The sequence below is a fragment of the Sphingopyxis sp. Geo25 genome (assembly GCF_949769135.1).
In the GTDB taxonomy this organism is placed as follows: domain Bacteria; phylum Pseudomonadota; class Alphaproteobacteria; order Sphingomonadales; family Sphingomonadaceae; genus Sphingopyxis.
The window spans coordinates 543806-566245 of the sequence record NZ_CATKOZ010000002.1 but is presented as its reverse complement, the minus strand read 5'-3'; the positions used below and the strand labels follow the sequence as shown (position 1 = coordinate 566245).

At 67.2% G+C, this 22440-nt stretch carries 23 protein-coding genes; 14 read left to right on the top strand and 9 right to left on the bottom strand.

The annotated features are described in order from the left end of the window. The first annotated feature begins 40 nt into the window (after nt 1–40). Both QOL68_RS09980 and QOL68_RS09975 read left to right on the top strand, forming a co-directional pair. Nucleotides 41–781: an esterase/lipase family protein gene (locus QOL68_RS09980; protein ID WP_282948474.1), complete on the top strand. Its 741-nt coding sequence runs from the start codon at nt 41–43 to the stop codon at nt 779–781. A gap of 45 nt (nt 782–826) precedes the next feature. Next, nucleotides 827–1147: a hypothetical protein gene (locus QOL68_RS09975; RefSeq protein ID WP_282948476.1), complete on the top strand. Its 321-nt coding sequence runs from the start codon at nt 827–829 to the stop codon at nt 1145–1147. A 286-nt stretch (nt 1148–1433) separates the two neighbouring features. Here the strand turns inward: QOL68_RS09975 and QOL68_RS09970 are convergent, their stop codons facing one another. Next, on the bottom strand, nt 1434–1826 hold the full coding sequence (locus QOL68_RS09970) for an acyl-CoA thioesterase (RefSeq protein WP_282948478.1): 393 nt from the start codon (nt 1824–1826) through the stop codon (nt 1434–1436). Beyond that, a complete protein-coding gene (locus tag QOL68_RS09965; RefSeq protein ID WP_282948480.1) occupies nt 1823–3070 on the bottom strand; it encodes a threonine ammonia-lyase in 1248 nt (415 codons plus the stop codon). Before QOL68_RS09965 ends, QOL68_RS09970 begins: the two co-directional genes overlap by 4 nt. Before the next feature lie 57 nt (nt 3071–3127). Here QOL68_RS09965 and QOL68_RS09960 point away from each other — a divergent pair, with 57 nt between their 5' ends. From QOL68_RS09960 to QOL68_RS09945, 4 genes are all read left to right on the top strand, one after another. Beyond that, entirely contained in the window at nt 3128–4006 is an 879-nt protein-coding gene (locus tag QOL68_RS09960; protein ID WP_282948482.1) for an NAD(P)-dependent oxidoreductase, read from the top strand. A gap of 179 nt (nt 4007–4185) precedes the next feature. Next, entirely contained in the window at nt 4186–5838 is a 1653-nt protein-coding gene (locus tag QOL68_RS09955) for an amidohydrolase (RefSeq protein WP_282948484.1), read from the top strand. After that, entirely contained in the window at nt 5819–7093 is a 1275-nt protein-coding gene (locus QOL68_RS09950) for an FAD-dependent oxidoreductase (RefSeq protein WP_282948486.1), read from the top strand. The genes QOL68_RS09955 and QOL68_RS09950 overlap by 20 nt, the downstream gene beginning before the upstream one ends. 24 nt (nt 7094–7117) lie before the next feature. Continuing rightward, nucleotides 7118–8266, top strand: coding sequence for an alpha-hydroxy acid oxidase (locus tag QOL68_RS09945; RefSeq protein WP_282948488.1), 1149 nt, complete (start codon nt 7118–7120; stop codon nt 8264–8266). A gap of 134 nt (nt 8267–8400) precedes the next feature. Here QOL68_RS09945 and creD read toward each other — a convergent pair whose 3' ends face one another. Then, the gene (gene creD / locus QOL68_RS09940) at nt 8401–9888 is read right to left on the bottom strand and encodes a cell envelope integrity protein CreD (RefSeq protein WP_282948489.1); all 1488 of its coding nucleotides are present in this window, start codon (nt 9886–9888) and stop codon (nt 8401–8403) included. Nucleotides 9889–10305: 417 nt separating this feature from the next. On the opposite strand from creD, the gene QOL68_RS09935 reads away from it, so the two are divergent. Then, nucleotides 10306–10722, top strand: coding sequence for a hypothetical protein (locus tag QOL68_RS09935; RefSeq protein ID WP_282948490.1), 417 nt, complete (start codon nt 10306–10308; stop codon nt 10720–10722). 31 nt (nt 10723–10753) lie between these two features. Further along, nucleotides 10754–11239, top strand: coding sequence for a GNAT family N-acetyltransferase (locus QOL68_RS09930; RefSeq protein ID WP_058457474.1), 486 nt, complete (start codon nt 10754–10756; stop codon nt 11237–11239). 6 nt (nt 11240–11245) lie between these two features. Here QOL68_RS09930 and QOL68_RS09925 read toward each other — a convergent pair whose 3' ends face one another. Then, nucleotides 11246–11995, bottom strand: coding sequence for a class I SAM-dependent methyltransferase (locus QOL68_RS09925; RefSeq protein WP_282948493.1), 750 nt, complete (start codon nt 11993–11995; stop codon nt 11246–11248). 332 nt (nt 11996–12327) lie between these two features. Here QOL68_RS09925 and QOL68_RS09920 point away from each other — a divergent pair, with 332 nt between their 5' ends. Then, complete coding sequence (locus QOL68_RS09920) at nt 12328–12795, top strand: nuclear transport factor 2 family protein (RefSeq protein ID WP_282948495.1); 468 nt, start codon at nt 12328–12330, stop codon at nt 12793–12795. Between the two features lie 19 nt (nt 12796–12814). Here QOL68_RS09920 and QOL68_RS09915 read toward each other — a convergent pair whose 3' ends face one another. The 4 genes from QOL68_RS09915 to QOL68_RS09900 all read right to left on the bottom strand — a co-directional run bounded on the left by QOL68_RS09915 (nt 12815) and on the right by QOL68_RS09900 (nt 17018). Then, a complete protein-coding gene (locus QOL68_RS09915; RefSeq protein WP_282948497.1) occupies nt 12815–13936 on the bottom strand; it encodes a S41 family peptidase in 1122 nt (373 codons plus the stop codon). 77 nt (nt 13937–14013) lie between these two features. After that, nucleotides 14014–14214, bottom strand: coding sequence for a hypothetical protein (locus QOL68_RS09910; protein WP_204991714.1), 201 nt, complete (start codon nt 14212–14214; stop codon nt 14014–14016). A gap of 11 nt (nt 14215–14225) precedes the next feature. Continuing rightward, nucleotides 14226–15383 carry an acyltransferase family protein gene (locus QOL68_RS09905; protein ID WP_282948500.1) on the bottom strand — a complete coding sequence of 386 codons (1158 nt, stop codon included), beginning with the start codon at nt 15381–15383 and terminating at the stop codon, nt 14226–14228. 117 nt (nt 15384–15500) lie between these two features. After that, a complete protein-coding gene (locus tag QOL68_RS09900) occupies nt 15501–17018 on the bottom strand; it encodes an acyl-CoA carboxylase subunit beta (RefSeq protein ID WP_282948502.1) in 1518 nt (505 codons plus the stop codon). Between the two features lie 56 nt (nt 17019–17074). Between QOL68_RS09900 and QOL68_RS09895 the strand changes: the two genes are divergently transcribed. The 5 genes from QOL68_RS09895 (at nt 17075) to QOL68_RS09875 (ending at nt 21414) form a co-directional block, all read left to right on the top strand. Further along, on the top strand, nt 17075–17569 hold the full coding sequence (locus tag QOL68_RS09895) for a thioredoxin family protein (protein WP_282948504.1): 495 nt from the start codon (nt 17075–17077) through the stop codon (nt 17567–17569). 10 nt (nt 17570–17579) lie between these two features. Then, nucleotides 17580–18359 (top strand): SDR family NAD(P)-dependent oxidoreductase, encoded by a 780-nt coding sequence (locus QOL68_RS09890; protein WP_282948506.1) that lies wholly within the window; start codon nt 17580–17582, stop codon nt 18357–18359. A 110-nt stretch (nt 18360–18469) separates the two neighbouring features. Then, nucleotides 18470–20071 (top strand): S10 family peptidase, encoded by a 1602-nt coding sequence (locus QOL68_RS09885; protein WP_282948508.1) that lies wholly within the window; start codon nt 18470–18472, stop codon nt 20069–20071. After that, on the top strand, nt 20071–20439 hold the full coding sequence (locus QOL68_RS09880; RefSeq protein ID WP_282948510.1) for a hypothetical protein: 369 nt from the start codon (nt 20071–20073) through the stop codon (nt 20437–20439). Before QOL68_RS09885 ends, QOL68_RS09880 begins: the two co-directional genes overlap by 1 nt. A 72-nt stretch (nt 20440–20511) precedes the next feature. Next, a complete protein-coding gene (locus QOL68_RS09875) occupies nt 20512–21414 on the top strand; it encodes a DMT family transporter (RefSeq protein WP_282948513.1) in 903 nt (300 codons plus the stop codon). A 90-nt stretch (nt 21415–21504) separates the two neighbouring features. Here the strand turns inward: QOL68_RS09875 and QOL68_RS09870 are convergent, their stop codons facing one another. Continuing rightward, a complete protein-coding gene (locus QOL68_RS09870; protein WP_282948515.1) occupies nt 21505–22437 on the bottom strand; it encodes an L-threonylcarbamoyladenylate synthase in 933 nt (310 codons plus the stop codon). Between the last annotated feature and the right edge of the window lie 3 nt (nt 22438–22440).

Here is a 22440-nt window from a genome sequence, read left to right as displayed (position 1 = left end):
CGTCTTCGCAGGGGCACAAAATCTGGTATAGGCGCCAATAATGATCCGCGGCTTCCTCACCCGGCGCGCCGAATGGCCCGCGCGCATTCCCGATCCCGACGCGCCCCCGCCGCTCTCGCTGCTGTGGCGCGAGGTCGGGGCGCTGCTGCGCGCGATCGCCGGCCGTATCCGGCCGATGCCGCCCGAACCCAATCCCGACAGCGAGCATCCGCCGGTGATGGTGCTGCCCGGTTTCCTTTCGGGCGACTGGGCCACCAAAGCGCTGCGCGGCGACCTCCGCCGCGCAGGGTTTCGCTGCTACGCCTGGGGCCTCGGCTTCAATCGCGGCGCGACTCCTGACATCATCGAGCGCATCGACAGCCGCGTGCAGTGGATCATCGACCGCACCGGTTATGCCCCCGCGCTCGTCGGCTGGAGCCTCGGCGGCATCTACGCACGCGAATATGCCAAGCATCATCCCGACAAGGTCGCGCGCGTCGTGACGCTCGGTTCGCCTTTTTCGGGCAGCCGACGCGCCAACCGCGCCTGGCGGCTGTACCATCTCGTCGCGCGCCACCCGGTCGACAATCCGCCGATCGACTTCCACCCGGCGCCGCGCCCCTCGATGCCGACCTTCGCGCTCTGGTCGCGGCACGACGGCGTGATCGCGGTGAACAGCGCGCGCGGGGCGCCGCACGAAAGCGACCGGCAGGTCGAGGTCGATTGCGGCCACATGGGCTTCGCCTATGCGCCGACGTCTGTGGCGGCTATCGTCAAGGCGTTAACCGAAGAGATAGGTTGATCGGGCAAGCGGCGGCGTCTCCCCCCTTCGAAGGACAATGATTCCATGCTGACCGTCACGACCGCCGCGATCGCCCTGATGATGCAGGGCGCTCCCGCGCCGGCGTGCTCGCTCGGCCGGATCGCGGGCGATCCGCGCGAAACGCGTATCTGGGTGTCGCTCGCCCCCTCGCCCGGCGCCCGCCGCACCGCGCGGGTAAAGCCCGGTCAGCCCGTTTTTCTCTGCGGGTCGCGGGGCGTATGGATCTTCGTCCGCTTCGCCGACCGCCGCCACAGCTGCGGCGGCATCGGCAGCCGCCCGGCGCGTGCGGGCTCGACCTGCGCCGAAGGCTGGATCGAACGGCGGCGGATCATCAGCGAGCGCTAGAGCGAACGGCGGGTTGCGACCGGAGGTTGCCGTTTGGTTCCTCCCCGTGGCGAAGCCATGGGGAGGTGGCAGTGCGAAGCGCTGACGGAGGCGCAAATGGCGCGACGTTGCCGCCCCTCCACCATCGCCTGCGGCGACGGTCCCCCTCCCCACGGCTGCGCCGCAGGGAGGATATTCCTTTCTTCGTCATCCCGGACTTGATCCGGGATCCATCGCGGCGTTGAAGTCGTGGACCCCGGATCAAGTCCGGGGTGACGAATGTCTGGAATCCACTGCCAAATCCGCCCTACCCCAAAAACGGCGCGACAATCTCGTCGGTCACGCGCAGCGGCCGACCGCTCGCCTTGTCGAGCAGCGCCCATACCGTCCGTGCCCGGACATGCACCTTTCCGTCCGCGCCGGTGAATTCCATGAAGCGGTCGAACTTAGCGCCCTGCGGCTTGTCGGCGACCCACGTCCGCGCGGTGACCGTCTCGCCGGGGCCGAGCGCGCGGAGATAGTCGATCTCGTGCCGCACCACGACCCAGACAAAAGTGTCCTTATGCGATTGCGGCGCAGCGGCGTCCCAATGCCCCGTCGCGACCTGCTGGATCCACTGGACCCACACCGCATTGTTGACATGACCAAGCTCGTCGATGCTCTCGGGCGTCGCGACGAACTCGCGGGTGAATTCCTTCACGCCAGCTCGACCGTCGTCACCATATAGCCCGCATCGCGCAGCGAGGCGACGAGGCTGTCGAGATGCTCGCGGTCGCGCGCTTCGCATTCGATGTCGGTGATCAGGCCCTTGGCGGGCAGCGTGGTGAAGATACGCTGGTGATAGATTTCGATGATGTTGACCTGTTTCTCGTCGAACAGCTTCATCACCTTGAACAGCGCGCCCGGGCGGTCCTGCAGGCGGATGCGCAGGCGTGCGATGCGGCCCGACCGCGCAAGGTCGCGCAGCAGCACGTTCGCGAGCAGCCGCGTGTCGATATTGCCGCCGGTCAGAACCAGCCCGACCTTGCGCCCCGCAAATTCCTCGGGATGCGCCAGCATCGCCGCGAGTCCCGCGGCGCCCGCGCCCTCGACCACCGTCTTTTCGATCTGCAGCAGCAGGCTGACTGCGCGCTCGAGGTGCCGCTCGGCCACCAGCACGATATCGTCGTTGAGTTCGGCGACCAGCTTACGGGTGTAAGACCCCGGTTCCTTGACCGCGATACCCTCGGCCAGCGTGTCGCCCTCGCACGCCATGTCGACGCCGTTGAGCTCGGCGTACATCGACGGATACAGCTCGGCCTGCACACCGACGAGGCGCATGTCGTTCTTGATCCCGCGCGCCGCGGTGCCCATCCCTGCGAGCAGCCCGCCGCCGCCGATCGGCACGATCAGCGTGTCGATCTCGGGCACATCCTCGAGCATTTCGAGCGCCACGGTCCCCTGTCCCGCCGCGACATGCGGATGGTCGAAGGGGTGGACGAAGGTCAGCCCGCGCTCGACCTCCAGTTCGCGCGCATGGGCATAGGCGTCGTCGAACGTCTCGCCGTGCAGCACGATCGTCGCGCCGTGGCTCGCGGTCTGCGACACCTTCACCTGCGGCGTTGTCTTCGGCATCACGATCGTCACCGGCACGCCGAGCCGCTTGCCATGATAGGCGAGGCCCTGTGCGTGATTGCCCGCCGACGCCGCGATCGCGCCGCGCGCCTTCGCCTCGTCGCTGAGCAGCAGCAGCGCGTTGAGCGCGCCGCGCTCCTTGTACGCCGCCGTGAATTGCAGATTCTCGAACTTCAGCCACACTTCGGCGCCGACCAGCTCGGAGAGCGTCTGCGATTTCAGCGTCGGCGTCCGCACGACCGCGCCGTTAATTCGCGCCGCAGCCGCACGGACATCGTCGAGCGAGATCACCGGAAGATCGGCAGCGGGAGCGGTTGCGAGGTCTGTCATAACGCGGCTGGCCCTAGCCCATCTGGCGCGCGAAGCAAACAATGCTATGGACCCCATATGAGCGAACAGAAATTGCGCATCAGCTTCATCGGCACCGGCGTCATGGGCGGGCCGATGGCGGGGCACCTCGCAAAGGCGGGGCACGACCTCACCGTCTATAACCGCGCCCGGTCGAAGGCCGATGCCTGGGTCGCGACCTATGGCGGCGCGGCGGCATCGACCCCCGCCGCGGCCGCGGCAGACGCCGACGTCGTCCTGACCTGCGTCGGCAACGACGATGATCTCGCGCAGGTGACGCTCGGCCGCGACGGCGCCTTTCGCGCGATGAAGAAGGGCGCGCTGTTCATCGATCATACGACCGTCTCCGCGCGCATCGCGCGCCAGCTCTCGGTCGAGGCCGACGGGCTTGGGCTGCTCTGCGTCGATGCCCCCGTCTCGGGCGGCGAGGCGGGCGCCCAGAACGGCACGCTGTCGGCGATGTGCGGCGGCACCAAGGCCGCCTTCGCGGCGGCCGAGCCGGTGATGCGATCCTATTCGGCGCGCATGGTCCATATCGGCGGCCCCGGCGCGGGGCAGACGACGAAGATGGTCAACCAGATCGCGATCGCCGGCGTGCTGCAGGGTCTTTCCGAAGCCTTGCGTTTCGCGCAGGCCTCGCGCCTCGACACCGACAAGGTGTTCGAGGCGGTGTCGGGCGGCGCCGCGGCGAGCTGGCAGATGCTCAACCGCTGGGGCACGATGGCGAAGGACGAATTCGACTTCGGCTTCGCGGTCGACTGGATGCGCAAGGATCTGGGCCTCGCGATCGAGGAAGCGCGCGTCAACGGCGCGACCTTGCCGGTCGCCAGCCTCGTCGACCAATTCTACGCCGATGTGCAGAAACTCGGCAACGGCCGCCGCGACACCAGCTCGCTCGTGACGAGGTTGCCGAAATGAGCCGCCGGATCGAACAAACCCCTCCCCTCCCGCTTGCGGGAGGGGCAGCGAAACTCGGTCCGGCGCAGCCGGGCCTAGTTGCAGCGGGGAGGGCCAGCCTACCTCGCATCCTGCCCACCCCGCTGCGACTAGCGAGCAAGCTCGCAAGTCTCGCTGCCCCTCCCGCTTGCGGGAGGGGATTGTTAGCCCTGCTCGCCCTGGCCATCTCAACCCCCGCGCACGCCGACACGCTCGTCGACAATGTCAACGGCATCACGCTCGACAAGGACGGGAAGCTCGTCCGCTTCACCGGCCTCGTCATCGGCAGCGACGGCAAGGTCAAGCAGCTCCTCGACCGCAAGGACAAGCGCCCCGAACGCCCCGATTTCAAGGAAGACGGCAAGGGCCGCACGCTGATCCCCGGCCTGATCGACGCGCATGGCCATGTCATGGGCCTCGGCTTCCAGTTGATGCTGCTCGACCTCAGCGGCACCAACAGTCTCGCCGAGGCACAGGCGGCGATCCGCAAATATGCCGCCGAAAATCCCGAAATGCCGTGGATCATTGGCTTCGGCTGGAATCAGGAAAAATGGGGGCTCGGCCGTTTCCCGACCGCCGCCGATCTCGACGCCGCGGTCCCCGACCGCGCGGTCTGGCTCGAACGCGTCGATGGCCACGCCGGCTGGGCCAATACGGCGGCCATGACCGCCGCAAAGATTACCGCCGCTACCAAAGCTCCCGAGGGCGGCCGCATCGAAATGGCGGGCGGCAAACCCTCGGGTGTCTTCGTCGACGCCGCGATGGGCCTGATCGACGGCGCGAAGCCCAAGCCGCTGGCGCGCGACCTCGACCGCGCCTTCCTCCTCGCGCAGCAGAAGCTGATATCGCAGGGGATTACGAGCATCGCCGACATGGGCACGACGATCGCCGAATGGCAGGCGTACCGCCGCGCCGGGGACAAGAAGCAGCTCGCGGTGCGCATTCTCTCCTACGGTGGCGACATCGACAATATGGCAATCATCGCGGGGTCCGAACCGACGCCGTGGCTCTACGACGACAAGCTGCGCATGGTCGGGGTGAAGCTCTATCTCGACGGCGCGCTCGGCTCGCGCGGCGCGTGGCTGAAGGCGCCGTACAGCGACGCGCCGGGGCAGAAGGGTCTGCCCCTGCTCACTCCCGCGCAGCTCCGCAACAAGATGGTGCGCGCCTCGATGGACAAGTTTCAGGTCGCGATCCACGCGATCGGCGACGCCGCCAATGCCGAGGCGTTGAGCGCCATCGCCGACCTCACCCGCGACCTGCCCGGCGAACGCCGCTGGCGCATCGAACATGCCCAGATCGTCGACCCGCTCGACATCCCGAAATTCGCCGAGCTCAAGGTCATTGCGTCGATGCAACCCGTGCACCAGACCAGCGACCGGATGATGGCCGAAGCCCGCCTCGGCCCCGACCGGCTGAAGGGCGCCTATGCGTGGCGCAGCATGGAAAAGGCCGGCGTCCGCCTTGCCTTCGGCTCCGACGTGCCGGTCGAGAGCGCCAACCCCTTCCCCGGCATCGCCGCCGCGATTTCGCGCACCGACGCCGCGGGCCAGCCCCTTGGCGGCTGGCGCCCCGAGGAGACGGTGACGCGCGAGACCGCGCTCGACGGCTTCACGCGCACCGCCGCTTATGCCGCCTTCGCCGAAGACCGGCTCGGCACGCTGATGCCCGGAATGCGCGCCGACTTCGTGATGCTCGAGTCCGATCCGCTGCTCGCCAGCCCCGACGAGATCCGCAAGATGACCCCGCTCGAAACCTGGATCGGCGGCTATCGCTATTACAAGAAGAGCGAGGGTGCGACCGTTGGCCGGTGACGTGCCGTCGCGCCGCGCCGTACTGACTGGCCTTGCCGCGCTCCCTGTCGCGACCGCGGCCGCCGCCGAGCGCAAAGGGCGTCCATCGAAAAAGCGCAAACCCGCGCGCCCGAAGATCCAGCACGTCGATGTCGCGATCATCGGCGCGGGCGTATTCGGCGCGTGGACCGCGTGGCACCTCGTCCGCGCGGGCAAGTCGGTCCGGCTGTTCGACGCCTATGGCGCGGGCCACTGGCGCGCCTCGTCGGGGGGCGAGAGCCGCGTCATTCGCATGGGCTATGGCGCCGACACCATTTACTCGGACATGGCGAAGGAGTCGCTTCCGTACTGGAAAGACCTGTCCGACACCGCGAGCCTGCCGATCTTCCACAACACCGGCGTCCTCTGGTTCGCGCCGCAGGGTGACAGCTACACGCGGCAATCGCTCGACTGGTTCAAGGCGAACCGCGTCGATCATGATCATGGCGACGTGCGCTGGCTGCAGGACAATTGGCGCCAGATCCAATTCTATCAGGGCGAGACCGGCATCCTCGAAAAGGATGGCGGCGCGCTGATCGCCGGGCGCGGCGTGCAGGAAGTCATCGCCGACGCGCAGGTCGAGGTCGAGCGCGTCGTCATGCCCGCCCCCTTGATCGCCAAGAAGATCCGCAAGCACGGTCTGCCCGACGGCGGCACCGCCGACCATCTCGTCTATTGCGCCGGCCCCTGGCTTGCCGAACTCTTCCCGCAACAGCTCGGCGGCAAGATCGTCGCGACGCGGCAGGAGGTCTATCATTTCGGCGCGCCGCAGGGCGACACGCGCTTCACCCCTGCCGAGCTTCCCGTCTGGGCCGACTTCAACAACGGCCGCATCGTCTATGGCATCCCCGACATCGAGGGCGCGGGATTCAAGATCGCGATCGACGTGCATGGTCCCGTCGTCGACCCCGACACGCAGGACCGCGCCCCGACCCCCGCAGGCATTGCCGAGGCGCGCGCCTATCTCGCGCAGCGCTTCCCCGGCCTCACCCACGCGCCGCTGATCGGGGCGCGCGTCTGCCAGTATGAGAACAGCTCGAACGGCGACTATCTGATCGACCGGTTGCCCGGACAGGACCGCATCTGGCTGGTCGGCGGCGGGTCGGGTCACGGGTTCAAGAACGGACCCGCGGTGGGCAAGCGTGTCGCCGCGCATATCCTCGACCCCGCGCTGCCGGTCGAACCGCGCTTCAGCTATGCGACCAAGGGTGCGGTAGCCGCGCGGACGGTGTTCTGACTTAACAACGAACGGGGAACCGGGGTGCGCCTGACCGACTGCCACAATATCGACGATTTCCGCGCGCTCGCGAAGCGCCGCCTGCCCTGGCCGGTGTTCGACTATATCGATGGCGCCGCCGACGACGAGGTGACGCGCCGCCGCAACCGCGACGCCTTCGACCGCTGCGACCTCGTTCCGCGCGTCCTTGCCGGGGTCGAGAGCATCGATATGCGGACCACGCTGTTCGGGCGCGAGATGGCGATGCCGCTCTTCCTCTCGCCGACCGCGCTCCAGCGCCTGTTCCACTGGCAGGGCGAACGCGCCGTGCTGCGCGCCGCAGCGAACGCCGGCACGGTCGCCGGTATCTCCAGCCTCGCCACCATCAGCCTCGCCGAAGCGGGCGCGCTGACCGACGGCCCCAAGCTGTTCCAGCTCTACGTCCACCACGACGAGGGGCTCAACAAGGCGATGCTCGACGCCGCACGCGATGCGAAATTCGACGCCGTCGCGCTCACCGTCGACACAATCGTCGGCGGCAACCGCGAACGCTGCCTGCGCTCGGGGTTCACCTCGCCGCCGCGCTTCACGGCGCGCAACATGCTGAGCTATGCGATCAAGCCCGGCTGGGGCCTCAACTATGTCCTCCGCGAAAAATTCAGCCTGCCCAATCTTGCGACGCACGTCTCCGAAGGCTCGAGCGTCCCCAAATCGGTCGCCGAATATTTCACCTCGATGCTCGACCAGAGCCTCGACTGGAAGCGCGCCGAGGCGATCCGCAAGCAGTGGAACGGCCCCTTCTGCCTGAAGGGCATCGCCGCGGTCGAGGATGCGAAGCGCGCGGTCGATATCGGCGCGACCGCGATCATGGTCTCGAACCACGGCGGGCGCCAGCTCGACGGCAGCATCGCGCCCTTCGACGCCCTCGCCGAGATCGTCGACGCGGTCGGCGACCGGATCGAGGTGATCTGCGACGGCGGCATCACGCGCGGCACGCATGTGCTGAAGGCGCTGTCGGTCGGCGCGAAAGCCTGCTCGGGCGGGCGTCTCTATCTCTATGCGCTCGCCGCGGCGGGCGAGGACGGCGTCAGCCGCGCGGTCGGCCTGCTTCGCGCCGAGATCGAGCGCGGCATGAAACTGATGGGGGCCAAGACCCTCGCGGATCTCGGCTCCCACAATCTGCGCTGGCGGTAAAAAATCCTCCCTGCGACGAAGTCGTGGGGAGGGGGACCACCGAAGGTGGTGGAGGGGCCGCAACGCGGCAGCCCCTCCGTCAGCCCTGCGGGCTGCCACCTCCCCATCGCTTCGCGACAGGGAGGATTTTTCGCCTACGCCGCCGCAACCTCCTCCTTCTTGCCGAGCCCGCCCCAGTCGATGTTGCGCGTCATGTACATCACGCCCGCGAGCGCGAAGAACATCAGCACCGACCCGATCAGCAACGAGTATGCTTCGAGGTTGAGCAGCACATAGAGCAAGGCATAGAGCCCGATCAGCATCGCCGCGAGGAAGCGCGCGCGCTTCCAGCTTTTCAGCACCGCCGCGCTGTAGAAGGTGAGCAGCCCGATGATCCCTGCCGACGCGAGCATATAGGCCGGCGTGAAGCCGATCACTTCCGCGAACGCCAGCAGCAGCACGAAGAACAGCACCAACGCGACCCCGGTCAGCAGATATTCGGCCGCCGCAACCCGCGCGCCCGCGATGATGTCGAACATCAGGAAGGCAACAAAGGTGAAGCCGATGAACAGGAAGCCATATTTGATGCTGCGATCGACCTGGCTGTACAGGTCGACGGGCTCGATCAGGCTGATCGCGATCGCCTTCGCGGTGCCGCCCGAGGCCTCCATCGTGCCGCTGCCATCGTTCGCGGCGGGCGCCGACACCTCGACGGCATAGGCATCACGCGTACCGTAATTGGTTGCGACCGGCGGCGACAGGTCGCCGGTCAACACCTGCGCCTGACCCAATGCGAGGTTCGGGATGGCATAGGTCGCGGTGAAGCCGCTCGCCGTCACGCTGCGCTTCGCGGGCAGGAAATCGCCGCCGAAGCTCGGGTTCGGCCAGCTCGACTTGACCGTCCAGCGCGTGTCGACGCCGCGCGGGATCAGCTTGAAATCGCCAAGCCCGCGCACGCCGATCCTGTAATCGACCTTGAGCGGCGCGCCCGCGGTCCAGTCGACGAAGGCGAAGGTGCCCGAATTGCCCGTCGAGGCGAGCCCCTTGCCCGGCTGCAGCGGCACGGGCGTGCCATTCACCGCGAGGCTGTTGCCGTCGACCAGCCCGCGCGCGTCGCTGACGCCGAGGCGCACCTCGGCGCGGTCGAGCATCAGCGCCTCGCGCGTCACGCCATAGCGCGCGATATCGGCGGGCAGTACGAAATCGGCGCTGCCCGCGATCTGGCTTTCATAGACGACGGTCTCGTAGATCGCCTTCTTGCGCTTCTCGGGCTTGATCGCGACCTCGGCCTTGTTCGCCTGCGGCGACAGATAGAGATTCCGGATCGTGTTGACCGTCCGCGTCACGTCGCGGCCATTTTCCTGCACGGTCTGCGTTTCGGTGGCGCGGTACGGGATCACGATCACCGGGCCGCCGATCGTCTGCTGGCCGCCCCAGCCCTGCCCGATCGACGCCTGCGCGGTCTCGGCCTGCTGCTGGCGATCCCAGAGCAGGCCATAGACCATCAGCAAGGGCACCATCAGCGCGACCGCGATCAGCACCGCGATCACCAGCTTGACGCCGGGGCTACGCTCGCCGCCGCCGCGGGCGGGGGGAATGGGGGGAACCGATACGCTTTGGGGGGATTGAGACGCTTGAGGCATGGGGGTTTCGCTCCAGCTACTTCAACTCGTCGATGAAATTGCACGGTTCACCGATAGCGTCAAGCCGTGTTGAGACGAAGCGCCACCGAGTTGGCGATCCGCACTCCGCCGAAGCGCCGTGTTGGGCATGGTGTGCACCTACGGCGGGTTTGGGGTGGTGAGCGGACGTTCGCTGATCCTCATTCGTCATCCCGGACTTGATCCGGGATCCACGGCGGCGGCGAAGTCATGGACCCCGGATCAAGTCCGGGGTGACGATGAACGACAGGCCAGCCTCCGGTCGACTCCTGCCATCGCATCCCGAACGGTCGCAAATGCCATCTCTCGCCCGAAACCCGACACCCCACCGCAACATCGCCTTTGAAACACCGACCGCACCCTCTAGCATCACCGAAAACATCGCGGGGGGAGGCTCACATGCCCGAAAAATTCGACGCGCTCGACCGGCTGGTCCAACTGTTGTTGCTGATCGCCGCCATCACGACGGTCGCCAACGGCCTCTTCATGCTGGCAAAGCCGCTCGACTGGTATGTCTTCATCCCCACCGTCGTCACCACCGGTCCGCCGAACGCCCATTTCATCCGCGACATCGGCCTCGCCTATGCGGCGTCGGGGCTGATCCTGCTCTACGCCGCCACGAACCCGGTCCTCCGCTGGCGCGCTGCGGTCATCGGCGGGCTGTGGCTGGCGCTGCACGGCCTGCTCCATCTCTATGAGGTCGCCGCCGGCATCTGCGGCCCCGCGACCTTCTGGGCCGACGCGCCCGCCGTACTCGGCCAGCCGGGGCTCATTATCGCCGCGCTGCTCATCCTGCGCGGGCGAAAGCGTATTTGACAGCCGCGCCGCCGCCCGACAGAGCAGCGGCATGACCCTCTCGATCCGCTCCGCCACGCCCGCCGACCTGCCGCTGATCGCGCAGTTCATCCGCGACCTCGCCGACTATGAAAAGCTCGCGCACGAGGTCCGCTTCGACGAGGCGAAGCTCGGCGCAAAACTCTTCGGCCCGCGCCCTTATGCCGAGGTGATCATCGGCGAGATCGACGGGCAGCCGCAGGGCTTCGCGCTCTTCTTCCACAATTTCTCGACCTTCGAGGGGCGCCCCGGCATCTACCTCGAGGATCTGTTCGTGCGCCCCGGCGCGCGCGGCTCGGGGCTCGGCAAGGCGCTGCTCGCGCATCTCGCGACACTCTGCGTGACACGCGATTGCGCGCGCCTCGAATGGTCGGTGCTCGACTGGAACACCCCGTCGATCGGCTTCTACCAAAGCCTCGGCGCGAAGCTGATGGACGAATGGACTGTGATGCGCGTCGACGGGGCGGCGCTGACCGGTCTTGCCGCCAGCGCCGCCTGACCGCGCTTATTTCGGTTTGCGGAACCGCAGGACGAACTGATCGGTCTTGCCCTGGATCGCCGGATCGAACACCGGCTTGCTCCGGTCGTCGCCGGGGTTCGCGAGCAGCTTGCTTTCAGAATCGAAGACGAAGCCCGCCTGCAACACTTCGGCCTTCACCGCGTCCGCATCGGCGCGGTGCAGCGTGTCGACGTCGCGAAAGCCCGATCCGGCGGCCGCGCTATGGTCGAGCACGACATAATAGCCGCCGGGCTTCAGCGCTGCGAAGGCCGCCTTGTTGACCGTTGCCGCCGCATCCGCGGGTGCTTTCGATCCCTTGAGGTCGTGATAGTTGCGCGACGTCCACACCAGGTTTGCCGAACCGGCGGGCGCGATCTCGGCAAGCGATCCGACGTGCAGGCTGATGTTCTGGCGCCCGGGTTCGCGAACGAGCGCCTTGAGTTCGTCCGACTCGCGCGACGCGGCAGCATAGACCTTGCCGGTCGGCCCGACGGCATTCGAAAAGACGCGGGTGAAATAGCCGGCGCCCGGCAGGATTTCGACGACCGTCTGGCCGCGCCGGACCCCCGTGAATTTCATCATCATCGCCGGCTTGCGCAGCGCGTCCTGCGCAATGTCGCTGGCCGGGCGGTCGGGCCGGGAAAGAGCCGCTCCCGCGACGCCCGACATCGCAGGCAAGGCGACAACGGCACCGAGCGCGAGACTGCAGGCGGCCAGAAAAGCCGAGCGGCGGCGGAGTGATGGCGATATCGGCATAGGAACCTCCCTGAGAGTCGATTGGACATCGGCTAGACGCGAGCAACGCGGCGATTGGATGCATCGCCGGTCTAGATGAATCGCGCGGCCGCCTACTGTATTATTCGATCAACACACATGCGAAGCCGACGGACGGGCGAACGACGGGCGGCGTCGCGCGCGCATGAGGCGATCGGTGCCGCCCCGAAATCCTGCGATTCCAGTCACTTACCGCCGACATTTGCCTGCCAGTGCAATTCATGGTTCCCTGCCGCCGGGCCGCGGGCAGTTCGCGCTTTTTTGCGAACGATTCGGTCACCCGATACGGGGACCGGCAACGACGGGGAAATCGCATGACCATCAAATTGCTTGCCGCTTCGGCGGCCCTCCTGCTCATGGGCGCGGCGCCGCAGGCGCACGCCCAGATGCCCACCTGGTCCGCCGAACAGGGCGAAGTGTGGAAATTCGTCCAGCAAAGCTGGGTCGACGATGTCGCGCAGAACGGCAAATGGCCCGCCGAATACGCCGATCCGCAAATGGTCACGTGGTCGGCCGAATTCGCCGCCCCGCGCGGCAAGGACGCGACCGTCCGCTGGACCAAGTTCCAGAACTCGCAGGGCAAGGTGCTGCAATATGAACTGGCGCCGCAGTCGATCTCACTCAGCGGCAACACGGCGGTCGTGACCTATGCGCTCACCATCGTCGCGCAGCGCGGCACCGACAAGCCCGACTGGGGCAAGGAAGCAATCGTCGAGACGCTGGTGCGCAGCGGCGGGGGCTGGAAATTCCTCTCCTCGACCAGCTTCTCGCTCGAGAAATAGCGCGGCGGCGGAGCGGCGGTCAGCGCGCCCCGCGCGGTTTCCGCCGCTCCATCGGCCACGCCGGCATATGCGCGTCGGACAGCGTCTTCGCCTCCGCCGGCGCGACGCCGAGGTCGGTCAGCGCCCGGACCAGCGCGTCGGCGGGCGGCACCGCGATGTCGGGCTGCACGCCGTCGCCTTCCCAATCCTTGCCGGTCGCGGGGTCATAGGTGCGCCCGACCGGGATAAAAGCCGCATAGCCGCCGCCCAATTCCTCGCCGCGCCCGAAATGATTGGCGCCCGCGGTCGGCGCGCCGACCAGGATGCCGCGATGCGTGTGCTTCATCGCCAGCGCGAAATGCTCGGCCGCCGATCCGCTCGCGCCCGAGGTCAGCACATAGACCTTGGCCTTGTGCAGCCTCTTGTCGCCATTCGGCGTCGCCCAATGCTCGCGCGCAACCATGCCGGGGTCGCCCTTCACAAGGCGCAGCGAAGCGACACCGTCGATCGGCGATCCGCCCTCGGCGTCGACCGAGGCGCGCGTCGCCATCGTCACCAGCCGCGTCGGCTCGGCGAACAGCCACGGAAAGATCACGTCCATCTGCTCGAGCCCGCCGCCATTGTGACTGCGGATATCGAAGATGATCGCCTTGGCATCGGCATGGTCGGCCATGAATTTCGCCGCCGCCTCGGTCACCGCCGCATCGTCGGGAAACAGGTTGAAGCGGATGAAGGCGATCCCCGGCGCGATCCAGCCCGCCTGCTCGACCGGCGGCTTGCGCGGGCGCGGAGTCGTCGGCGCCGCAGCACCGGAAGCGGCCGGCGCCGCCGCCGCGCCTTCGGGAACGCGCAGCCGCAAATGGCCGTCGGGCGCGACCCCATTCACATCGGCGTCGATCGCCGCGCCCAGCGCCTCGCCGGTCAGCGTCCGGTAGCGACCGGCCTTGATCCCCGCGCGCAGCGCCGCGGCATAGCGTTTCCCCGTCTCGGGATAGACATAGTCGCGTTCGAGCAGCGCGGCATATTTCTCCGCCACCGCATCGCCGATGCTTTCAGCGGCCGCTTCGTCGGCCGCAAACGCCGTCGGCGGTGCGATCGCGGGCACTGCAATCATCGCGGCGGCCATGAGCAGGCCGGGCAAAAGGCGCGAGGAACGAATCATCTCTGTCTCCAATCCACTCCCGGTTCGGCGCGAGGTGTATCAGAGTTACAATACAGATCAACTACGTTTGTAGTCGACTACGGACGGCGCCGCGCGAACCAGACGAGCACGGCGCCGACCACCGCCAGCACCGCCCCATTGCGCGTCCAGGTCGGATCGCCGAGCATGAAGCTGCTCGCCGGCCAGCGCACGATGTCCAGCCCCTGCAATATCCACAGCCCGCCAACCAAAATCGCCGCGATCCCGACGATCGCCATGATACCCTTGAGTGCGCCCATCAGTCCCTCCCCTATCTGCCTTCTTGTCTCCGCTGCAATCCGATCAGCGGCCGCAGCCAGCCGATGCTGCGCCCGATCGCATAGAAAAGCCAGCATCCGGTCACCGTTGCCGCCAGCAGGATCAGGAAAGACGGCAGCGCCGCGACCCCGGCGTGCAGCAGGTACCAGCCCGCGACGACGATGATCGTCTGGTGGATGATGTAAAAGGGGAACACCGCCTCGGCGAGCATCGCGCGCTTCGGATGATCGCGGTTCCAGAAACGGTCGGCAATCCCGACCAGCGCGACGATCGTCGCCCAGCCCTGCACCTGCCGCGCGGCATGATAGGGCAGGAAAACCCAGTCTGGCGCGATCGTATCGCCCGGCCAGGTCCATTCGACCCATGCGATCGGAACGAAGGCAAGCACCGCCAGCACCGCCGCGACCGGCCAGCAGCGGGCTACGCTGTCGAACAGCACCGGGCGGACGCGCAGCAGCCAGCCGACCCCGAACGCCATCAGATAATGGAGATGCGACGGCCCGTCGTCGAGCAAAGCGTGGGTCTCGTCATGGTGAGGAAAGGCGCCATAGACCGCGAGCCACCACAGCATCGGGACGATCAGCAAACCCCAGCCGCGCAGCAGCCGCGCGCCGGCATCGGCGACCCTCGCGCGCGTCTCGCCCGGGACGAGCGCCAGCAGTGCCGCGGCAAGCATCGTATAGGCCCACAGATAGACGACGAACCACAGATGCTGCCAGGTCGGCAGGATGATCCCGTCGAGCGCGCCGAACCGGAAATAATCGTGCAGCCAGAAATGGAGAAAGCCGTGCGGATAGCCATGCTGGCCGGCCAGCTCGATCCACGGCTGCGGCGGAATGACGACAACGATGCCGAAGGCGAGCGGGATCAGCAGCCGCGCGCTCCGCGACCGGGCGAATGCCCCCGCCCCGCCAAGCTTGCCCGAAAGCGATGCGCTGGCATAGCCCGACACGAGAAACAGCAACGCCAGCCGCCAGCCATTCGTCGCCAGCATCGGGATCGCAACCCAGTCGATCGTCGGATCGATCTTCACATGCCAATGCCACGGCACGAAATACATGCCGATATGGTAGAGGATGAGCAGCGCGAAGGCACCAATGCGGAGCCAGTCCATCCCGTAATGGCGTCCGCCGGTCATGCTCAGTCCCATCCCCCTCCCCTCGTCTTCCCGGACTTGATCCGGGATCCAGACACCATCGCGCAAATAGATCCCGGATCAAGCCTGTCCTGAGCCTGTCGAAGGGTCCGGGATGACGACAAGGAGAGGCTACCTCACCACTCGCCACGCCAAATCCGCAAATTCGCAAAGCAGCGGCCGCGTATCGCGCGGGTCGATGATGTCCTCGACCCCGAATTTTTCCGCCGTCCGGAACGGCGAGCGCACGCGATTGAGCCGCTCGCGGATCGCCTCCAGATGCGCCGCCGGATCCTCGGCCGCCTCGAGCTCGCTCTTGTACGCGACCTCGACCCCGCCCTCGATCGGCAGGCTGCCCCAGTCGCCCGACGGCCACGCGAAACGATACTGGAACCGCTCGGCGTTCGACATCGCGCTGCCCGCAATGCCATAGGCGCGCCGCACGACGACCGACGCCAGCGGCACGGTCGCACGGTAGATCGCGTTCATCGCCTGCACGCCATAGCGGATCGTCCCCGTCCGCTCGGCCTCGCCGCCGATCATGAAGCCAGGATTGTCGACCAGATGGACGATCGGCAGCCGGAACTGGTCGGCGAGCTTGACGAAGCGCTCGGCTTTCTCGCTCGTCTTCGCGTCCCACGATCCGCCGAGGTACGACGGGTCGCTGGCCAGCACCGCAACCGGATAGCCGTCGAGCCGCGCGAACGCCGTGATGGCGGCCCGCCCCCAACGCGCGCCCATCTCGAAGAAACTGCCCGTATCGAACACCGCATTCGCGATGCGCCGCATCGAATAGACCTGCTTTGCCTCGCGCGGCACGACCGACAGCAGGCTCTCCTCGCGCCGGTCGACCGGATCGCTGCACGGCGTGCGCTGCGCCCGATCATGGATCGACGACGGCAGATAGGACAGGAACTGCCGCGCCGCCGCAAAGGCATCGGCCTCGCTCGCCACCTCGTCGTCCACGACGCCGTTGCGCGTATGCACATCGCTCCCGCCCAGTTCCTCGCGGTCGAGCGTGTCGCCGATCGCCGCCGCGACCGCCGGCCCCGCCGCGAAGAGCTGCGACAGCCCGCGCACCATCACGCTGTAATGGCTCGCGACGACGCGCGCTGCGCCCAGCCCCGCGGTCGGCCCCAGCGCGAGCGCGACCACCGGCACCGTGTCGAGGTTCGCGATGATCTGGTCCCAGCCGGGAACATGAGGGATATAGGTATATCCCATCTCCTCCAGCGTCTTGACCGACCCGCCGCCGCCGGTGCCGTCGATCATGCGGATCAGCGGCAGGCGATATTCGTGCGCCATCGCCTCGCATTGCACGAACTTGCGGTGCAGCGCCGCATCGGCCGCGCCGCCGCGCACGGTAAAATCGTCGGCGCTGGCAACGACCGGCCGGCCGTCGATATTCGCGCGGCCGAAGATGAAATTCGACGCCGCCAGATCTTCCAGCTCGCCGTCTGCGCCATAGCGGCCGCGCCCTGCGATCTTGCCGATCTCGCGAAAGCTGCCCGGATCGACGATACCCGCGAGCCGCGCCCGCGCGTCCATCTTGCCGCGACTATGCTGCCGCGCGACCTTTTCTTCCCCACCCATCTTCTCGGCCATCGCCCGGCGCTGTCCGAGCTCGCCCACTTCTTTTTCCCAGCTCATGGAAGGGAGGCTATCTTACGTTGACGGAAACGTCATCCGAAACCTATCGTCGCGCCATGATGCGCAACATCGCTTTCGCCTTCGCAGCCGCGATGCTCCCCCTCGGGGCGGTATCGGCGGCCGAAACGCGGACGATCCCCGGCGTCATCGATCCCTATAAGACGGAGGCCTTCAATCGCGCCGCCGACCCGATCGCACAGATCGACGCCGAACTGGCGAACGCCAGGCTCTCCGGCAAGCCTGTTTTGCTCGTCATGGGCGCCAACGAATGCCACGACAGCGCCTGGCTCGCGAACCTGCTCGCGACCGACCGTTTCGCTCGCGTCCGCGACCGCTACGCGATCGTCTATGCCGACATCGGCATGCCGCACGTCCGCGGCCTCGGCCGCAACCCCGATGTGCCGAGGCGGTTCGGCTTCCGGATCAGGGGAACGCCGACCGTCGCGATCCTCGATGCCGAAGGCCGCGTGCGCAACCGCAAGGCCGCACCCCGATGGCGCAACGCCGCGAGCCGCAGCGACGACGAAATCTATGCAGAACTGATGCGATAGGGAGAGAGCGATGACCGACATGAACCTCGCGGGCCGCACCGCGCTCGTCACCGGTGCCTCGCGCGGGATCGGGCGCGGCATCGCGCTGGCGCTCGCGAAGGCGGGGGCGGATATCGCGGTCAACTACACCCGCGACGGCGACGCCGCCGCCGAAACCGTCGCGGAGATTCAGGCGCTCGGCCGCAAGGCGAAGGCCTATCAGGCCTCGGTCGCCGAAGAGGAGGCCAGCGCCGCGATGGTCGCGGCGATCGAAGCCGACTTCGGTCCGCTGTCGATCCTCGTCAACAATGCGGGTATCGCCAGCCGCGGCCGGAGCGTCGCCGATACCGATGCCGCCGAGGTCGAGAAATTGCTCGCGATCCACGCCGTCGGCGCACACCGGCTGTCGCGCCTCGCGCTGCCGCAACTCCGCCAGCACGACCGCAGCGACATCGTCATCATCTCGAGCATCGCGACGCTCCACCACGCCCCGAATGGCGCGCCCTACAATATGGCGAAGGCGGCGGGCGAAGCGCTCGCGCTCACGCTCGCGAAGGAGGAGGTGAAGAACGGCGTGCGCGTCAACATCGTCGCACCGTCGCTGACGGTCAGCGACATGGGCGAACGCCTCGCGCGCGCGATCACCGGCAACGACGACATCCATCACCTCGACACCAAATTCCCCTTCGGCCGCGTCCCCACCCCCGACGATGTCGCCGCCGCCGTCGTCTGGTTCGTGAGCGAGGCGAACCCCTATTGCTCGGGGCAAAAGCTCAACATCGACGGCGCCGGACAGGCCTCGTTCCGGTAACGCTCGTCATTGCGAGCGGCGAAGCCGCGTGGCAATCCAGAGGGGGCAAGCCACCCTGGATTGCTTCGCTCCGCTCACAATGACGGACCAATGCAGATGAGATCGATCAAATGAAGTTCGTCACAGCCGCCACTCTCGCCCTCGCGCTCGCCGGCTGCGCCGCCGCGCAGTCGAAGGAACCGCGCCCCGCGTCCGAAACCGCACCCGCCGACCAGCCTTATTTCACGCCGGCCGAAGCCCGCTCGTCAGGCTCGGTCACGGTGGGCGGCTCCGCGATTGCGTATCAGGCGATCGCGGGAACGCTCATCGTCCATCCGAAGGGCTGGACCGACACCCTCCCAAACGAACGCAAGCGCGACAAGGATGCCGGCGGCGACGTCCCCGCATCCGAAGCCTCGATGTTCTACACCGCCTATTTCAAGGACGGCGCGCCCGCCGAGAACCGCCCGATCACCTTCCTCTTCAACGGCGGCCCCGGGTCACCGACCTTATGGCTGCACATGGGCGCCTTCGGGCCGATGCGCGTCGAAACGCCCGATCTGGTCCACGGCTCCGCGCCCTATCGCACAATTCCCAACGCCTACAGCCTGCTCGACGCCTCCGACCTCGTCTTCGTCGACGCGCCCGGCACCGGCTTCAGCCGCGTCGCGGGCAAGGATAAGGAAAAGGCGTGGTATGGCGTCGACCAGGACATCCACGCCTTCACCGTCTTCGTCCGCGACTTCCTGTCGAAATATGGCCGCTGGAAATCGCCCAAATATATCTTCGGCGAAAGCTACGGCACGATGCGCGCCGCCGGGATGACGCTCGCGCTGCAACGACAGGACATCGACCTCAACGGCGTGATCCTGCTCTCCGACATATTGAACTGGGATCTCCTGCCCGACGATCCGCAGGCGAACCCGGGCGTCGATCTGCCTTATGTCGTCGCGCTCCCGACCTATGCCGCGACCGCCTGGTATCACAAGCGCGCGGGCGCGGGACGCGAGCTCGAGCCCTTCCTTCGCGAGGTCGAGACGTTCGCGACGAGCGACTATGCTCTCGCGCTGATGAAGGGGAACAGCCTCCCCGACGCAGAGCGCGAGGCAATCGCGGCGCGGCTCCACGCCTACACCGGCCTGCCGGTCGCTTATCTGCTCAGGACCAATCTCCGCATCGAATATGGCGCGCTGCAAAAGGAACTGCTCGCCGACAAGGGGCTGACCACCGGCACGCTCGACACCCGCTTCACCGGCATCACGCTCGACCCGCTCTCGAAGGTCGCCTCGAACGACCCGCAGGGCGCGGCGATCGGCGCGGCCTATACCGCGGCCTTCAACGACTATGCGCGCGGCACGCTCGGCTATGGCGCGGGCCAGCATTATGAGGGCGCGCTCGATGTCTATGAAAGCTGGGACTACAGGCACCAGCCGCCCGGCGCCGGCCGCGCGCTGATCGCGCTGCCCAACGTCCTTCCCGACCTCGCCGTCGCGATGAAGCAGAATCCGAAGATGAAGCTGCTCGTGACCGGCGGCTATTTCGACGTGTCGACGCCCTATTATGCGGGCCGGTTCGAACTGCAGCACCTGCCCGTCCCGAAGGAGCTGCAGGCGAACATCGCCTATCAATATTACCCCGCCGGCCACATGATCTACGTCAATGTCCCGCTGCTCGCCGAGATGCACCGCGACGTCGGCGACTTCATCCGGCGGACCGACGGGATTGGCGAATAATGCACCGCTTCCCGCCAGCCGCCGACCTCAATTTCCTGATCGGAAAAGAGCTGGGGCAGGTTTGCCTCGACCCCCATTCGGTGCAGTTGCATTTCTTGAACGGTGGCGGAATTCAGATCGAGTACGAATTCGATCATGTGGCGGGGGCTGAGCATTCCAGTCGCTATGATTGCACGGCTCATAAGGGTCCGCCGCTCCTGTTGCACCGCCTGATCGCCAGAACCATCGAGTCTCTTGACGTTGCGCCGTTGCAGCTCTCCCTCATTTTCGACGATGGCCAGCGGTTGATCCTGCATTCGATGGAAGGTCCATTTGAGTGCGGCCATATCCGGCCCTCGGACAACCCTTCCGACATGATCGTCTATTAAGTCGCGATCGGCCGTCGGTCGAAAATGATGACATGCCTCGCGCAGGATAAAAGGCCTCGCTAAAGCCCCACCATGCGTCCCGATTCGGCCTCCCCCGTCCTGCCCTTCCTCGTCGCCTGCGCGGGCATCGCGACCTTTTCGGCGATGGACGTGCTGATGAAGCGGCTGTCGATCGATATCGGCGCCTACAACGCGGTGCTTTGGCGCACCGGCACCGGCACCCTGCTCAGCGGCCTTGCCTATCTCGCGATGCGTCCTGCGCTCCCCGACCGGACGACGATGCGCATCCACGCGTGGCGCGCGCTGTTCGTCGCGGGGATGGCGATCACCTTCTTCTGGGCGCTCGCCCGTCTGCCGATGGCGGAGGCGATCGCGCTCGCCTTCGTCGCGCCGCTGATGACGCTCTACATGGCCGCGATCTTTTTGGGCGAGACGATCGGCCCGCGTTCGATCGCCGCGTCGATGCTGGGGCTCGTCGGCGTCGTCATCATCGTCGCGGGCAAGCTGGGGCAAGGCTCCTATAGCGAAGAAGCGCTGCTCGCGGTCGGCGCGGTGTTCCTCTCGGCGATCTTCTACGCCTATAATCTCATCCTCGCGCGGCGGCAGGCGAAGATGGCCGAGCCGATGGAGATCGCCTTCTTCCAGAATTTCTTCGTGACGCTCTTCCTCGCCTTCGGCGCGCCGTGGTTCGCGGTCGTCCCCGGCATCGACCACGCCCCCGCGATCACCGGCGCCGCGATCCTCGCGACCGTCTCGCTGCTGCTCCTGAGCTGGGGCTATGCGCGCGCCGAGGCGCAGATTCTGGCGACGACCGAATATACGGGCTTCCTCTGGGCGATGCTGTTCGGCTGGATCTTCTACAACGAGCCGGTCACCCTGCCGACGATCGCCGGCGCACTGCTGATCGTCGCCGCCTGCCTGATCGTCGCGCGCAAGACCCCGCACGGCGATCCCGTCGAGCCGGCTGCCGCCTGATCTCCCCTCCCATTTATGGGAGCGGTCGGGGGAGGGCATGTCGATGTCGGGCGTTGCCGAAACAGGCCCTCCCGCAAGCGGGAGGGGGGCTTAAACCGCGGCGCGCGCCAGCCGGTCGTTGATCGCCGCGCCCAGCCCCTCGCCCGGAATCGCCGCGACCGCGATCCGCGTCTTCGCGCTCGCCGCCCCCGCATGAAGCGCATCGAACAATCGCGCGGCTGCCTCGGTCAAATCGCCCGCCGCGCTCAGATTATAATCGCCCGAAAGATCGCCGAACCCGATCCCGAACTCTTCGTCCGCAAAGTCCGCCGCGCCCAGCCGCACCGGCTTCCCCGGCGCATAGTGACTCGCGAGCATCCCCGGCGCGACGATCTTCGAACCCGTCGCGCCCGTCACCGGCACGCCGCTCGCCGCGCCGAGCATTGCCGCCGTCACCGGCCCCGGCCGCAGGATCTCGATCGCGCCGTCCTTCACCCGCGCGATCGTCGACTCGACGCCCGCGCTCGTCGGCCCGTCATCGATCACCAGCGCAATCCGCCCGCCAAGGCTCGTCAGGACATGCGCGGCTTTCGTGGGGCTGACACCCCCGCTCGCATTGGCGCTCGGCGCCGCGAGCGGCGCCCCCGTCGCCTCGAGAAGCGCGCGCATCGCGCGGTGCGCGGGCACGCGGATCGCGATCGTGTCGAGCCCCGCCGTCGCGATACGCGCGACCGGGCAGTCGTGCGTGCGCGGCACGACGAGCGTCAGCGGCCCCGGCCAGAAGGCCTCGGCCAGCTTGCGCTCCGCATCGCCGAACACCCCCAGCGTCGCGGCGACCGCAAGGCTCGGGACATGGACGATCAGCGGGTTGAAATCGGGCCGTCCCTTCGCGGCATAGATGCGCGCGACCGCCTCTGCGTTGCGCGCGTCGGCGGCAAGGCCATAGACGGTCTCGGTCGGCACCGCGACGGGCAGCCCCTCCCCGATCAGCCCCCCGGCGCGCGCGATTGCCTCCGGGCCGAAGGGACAGATAAGGGTGGTCATGGG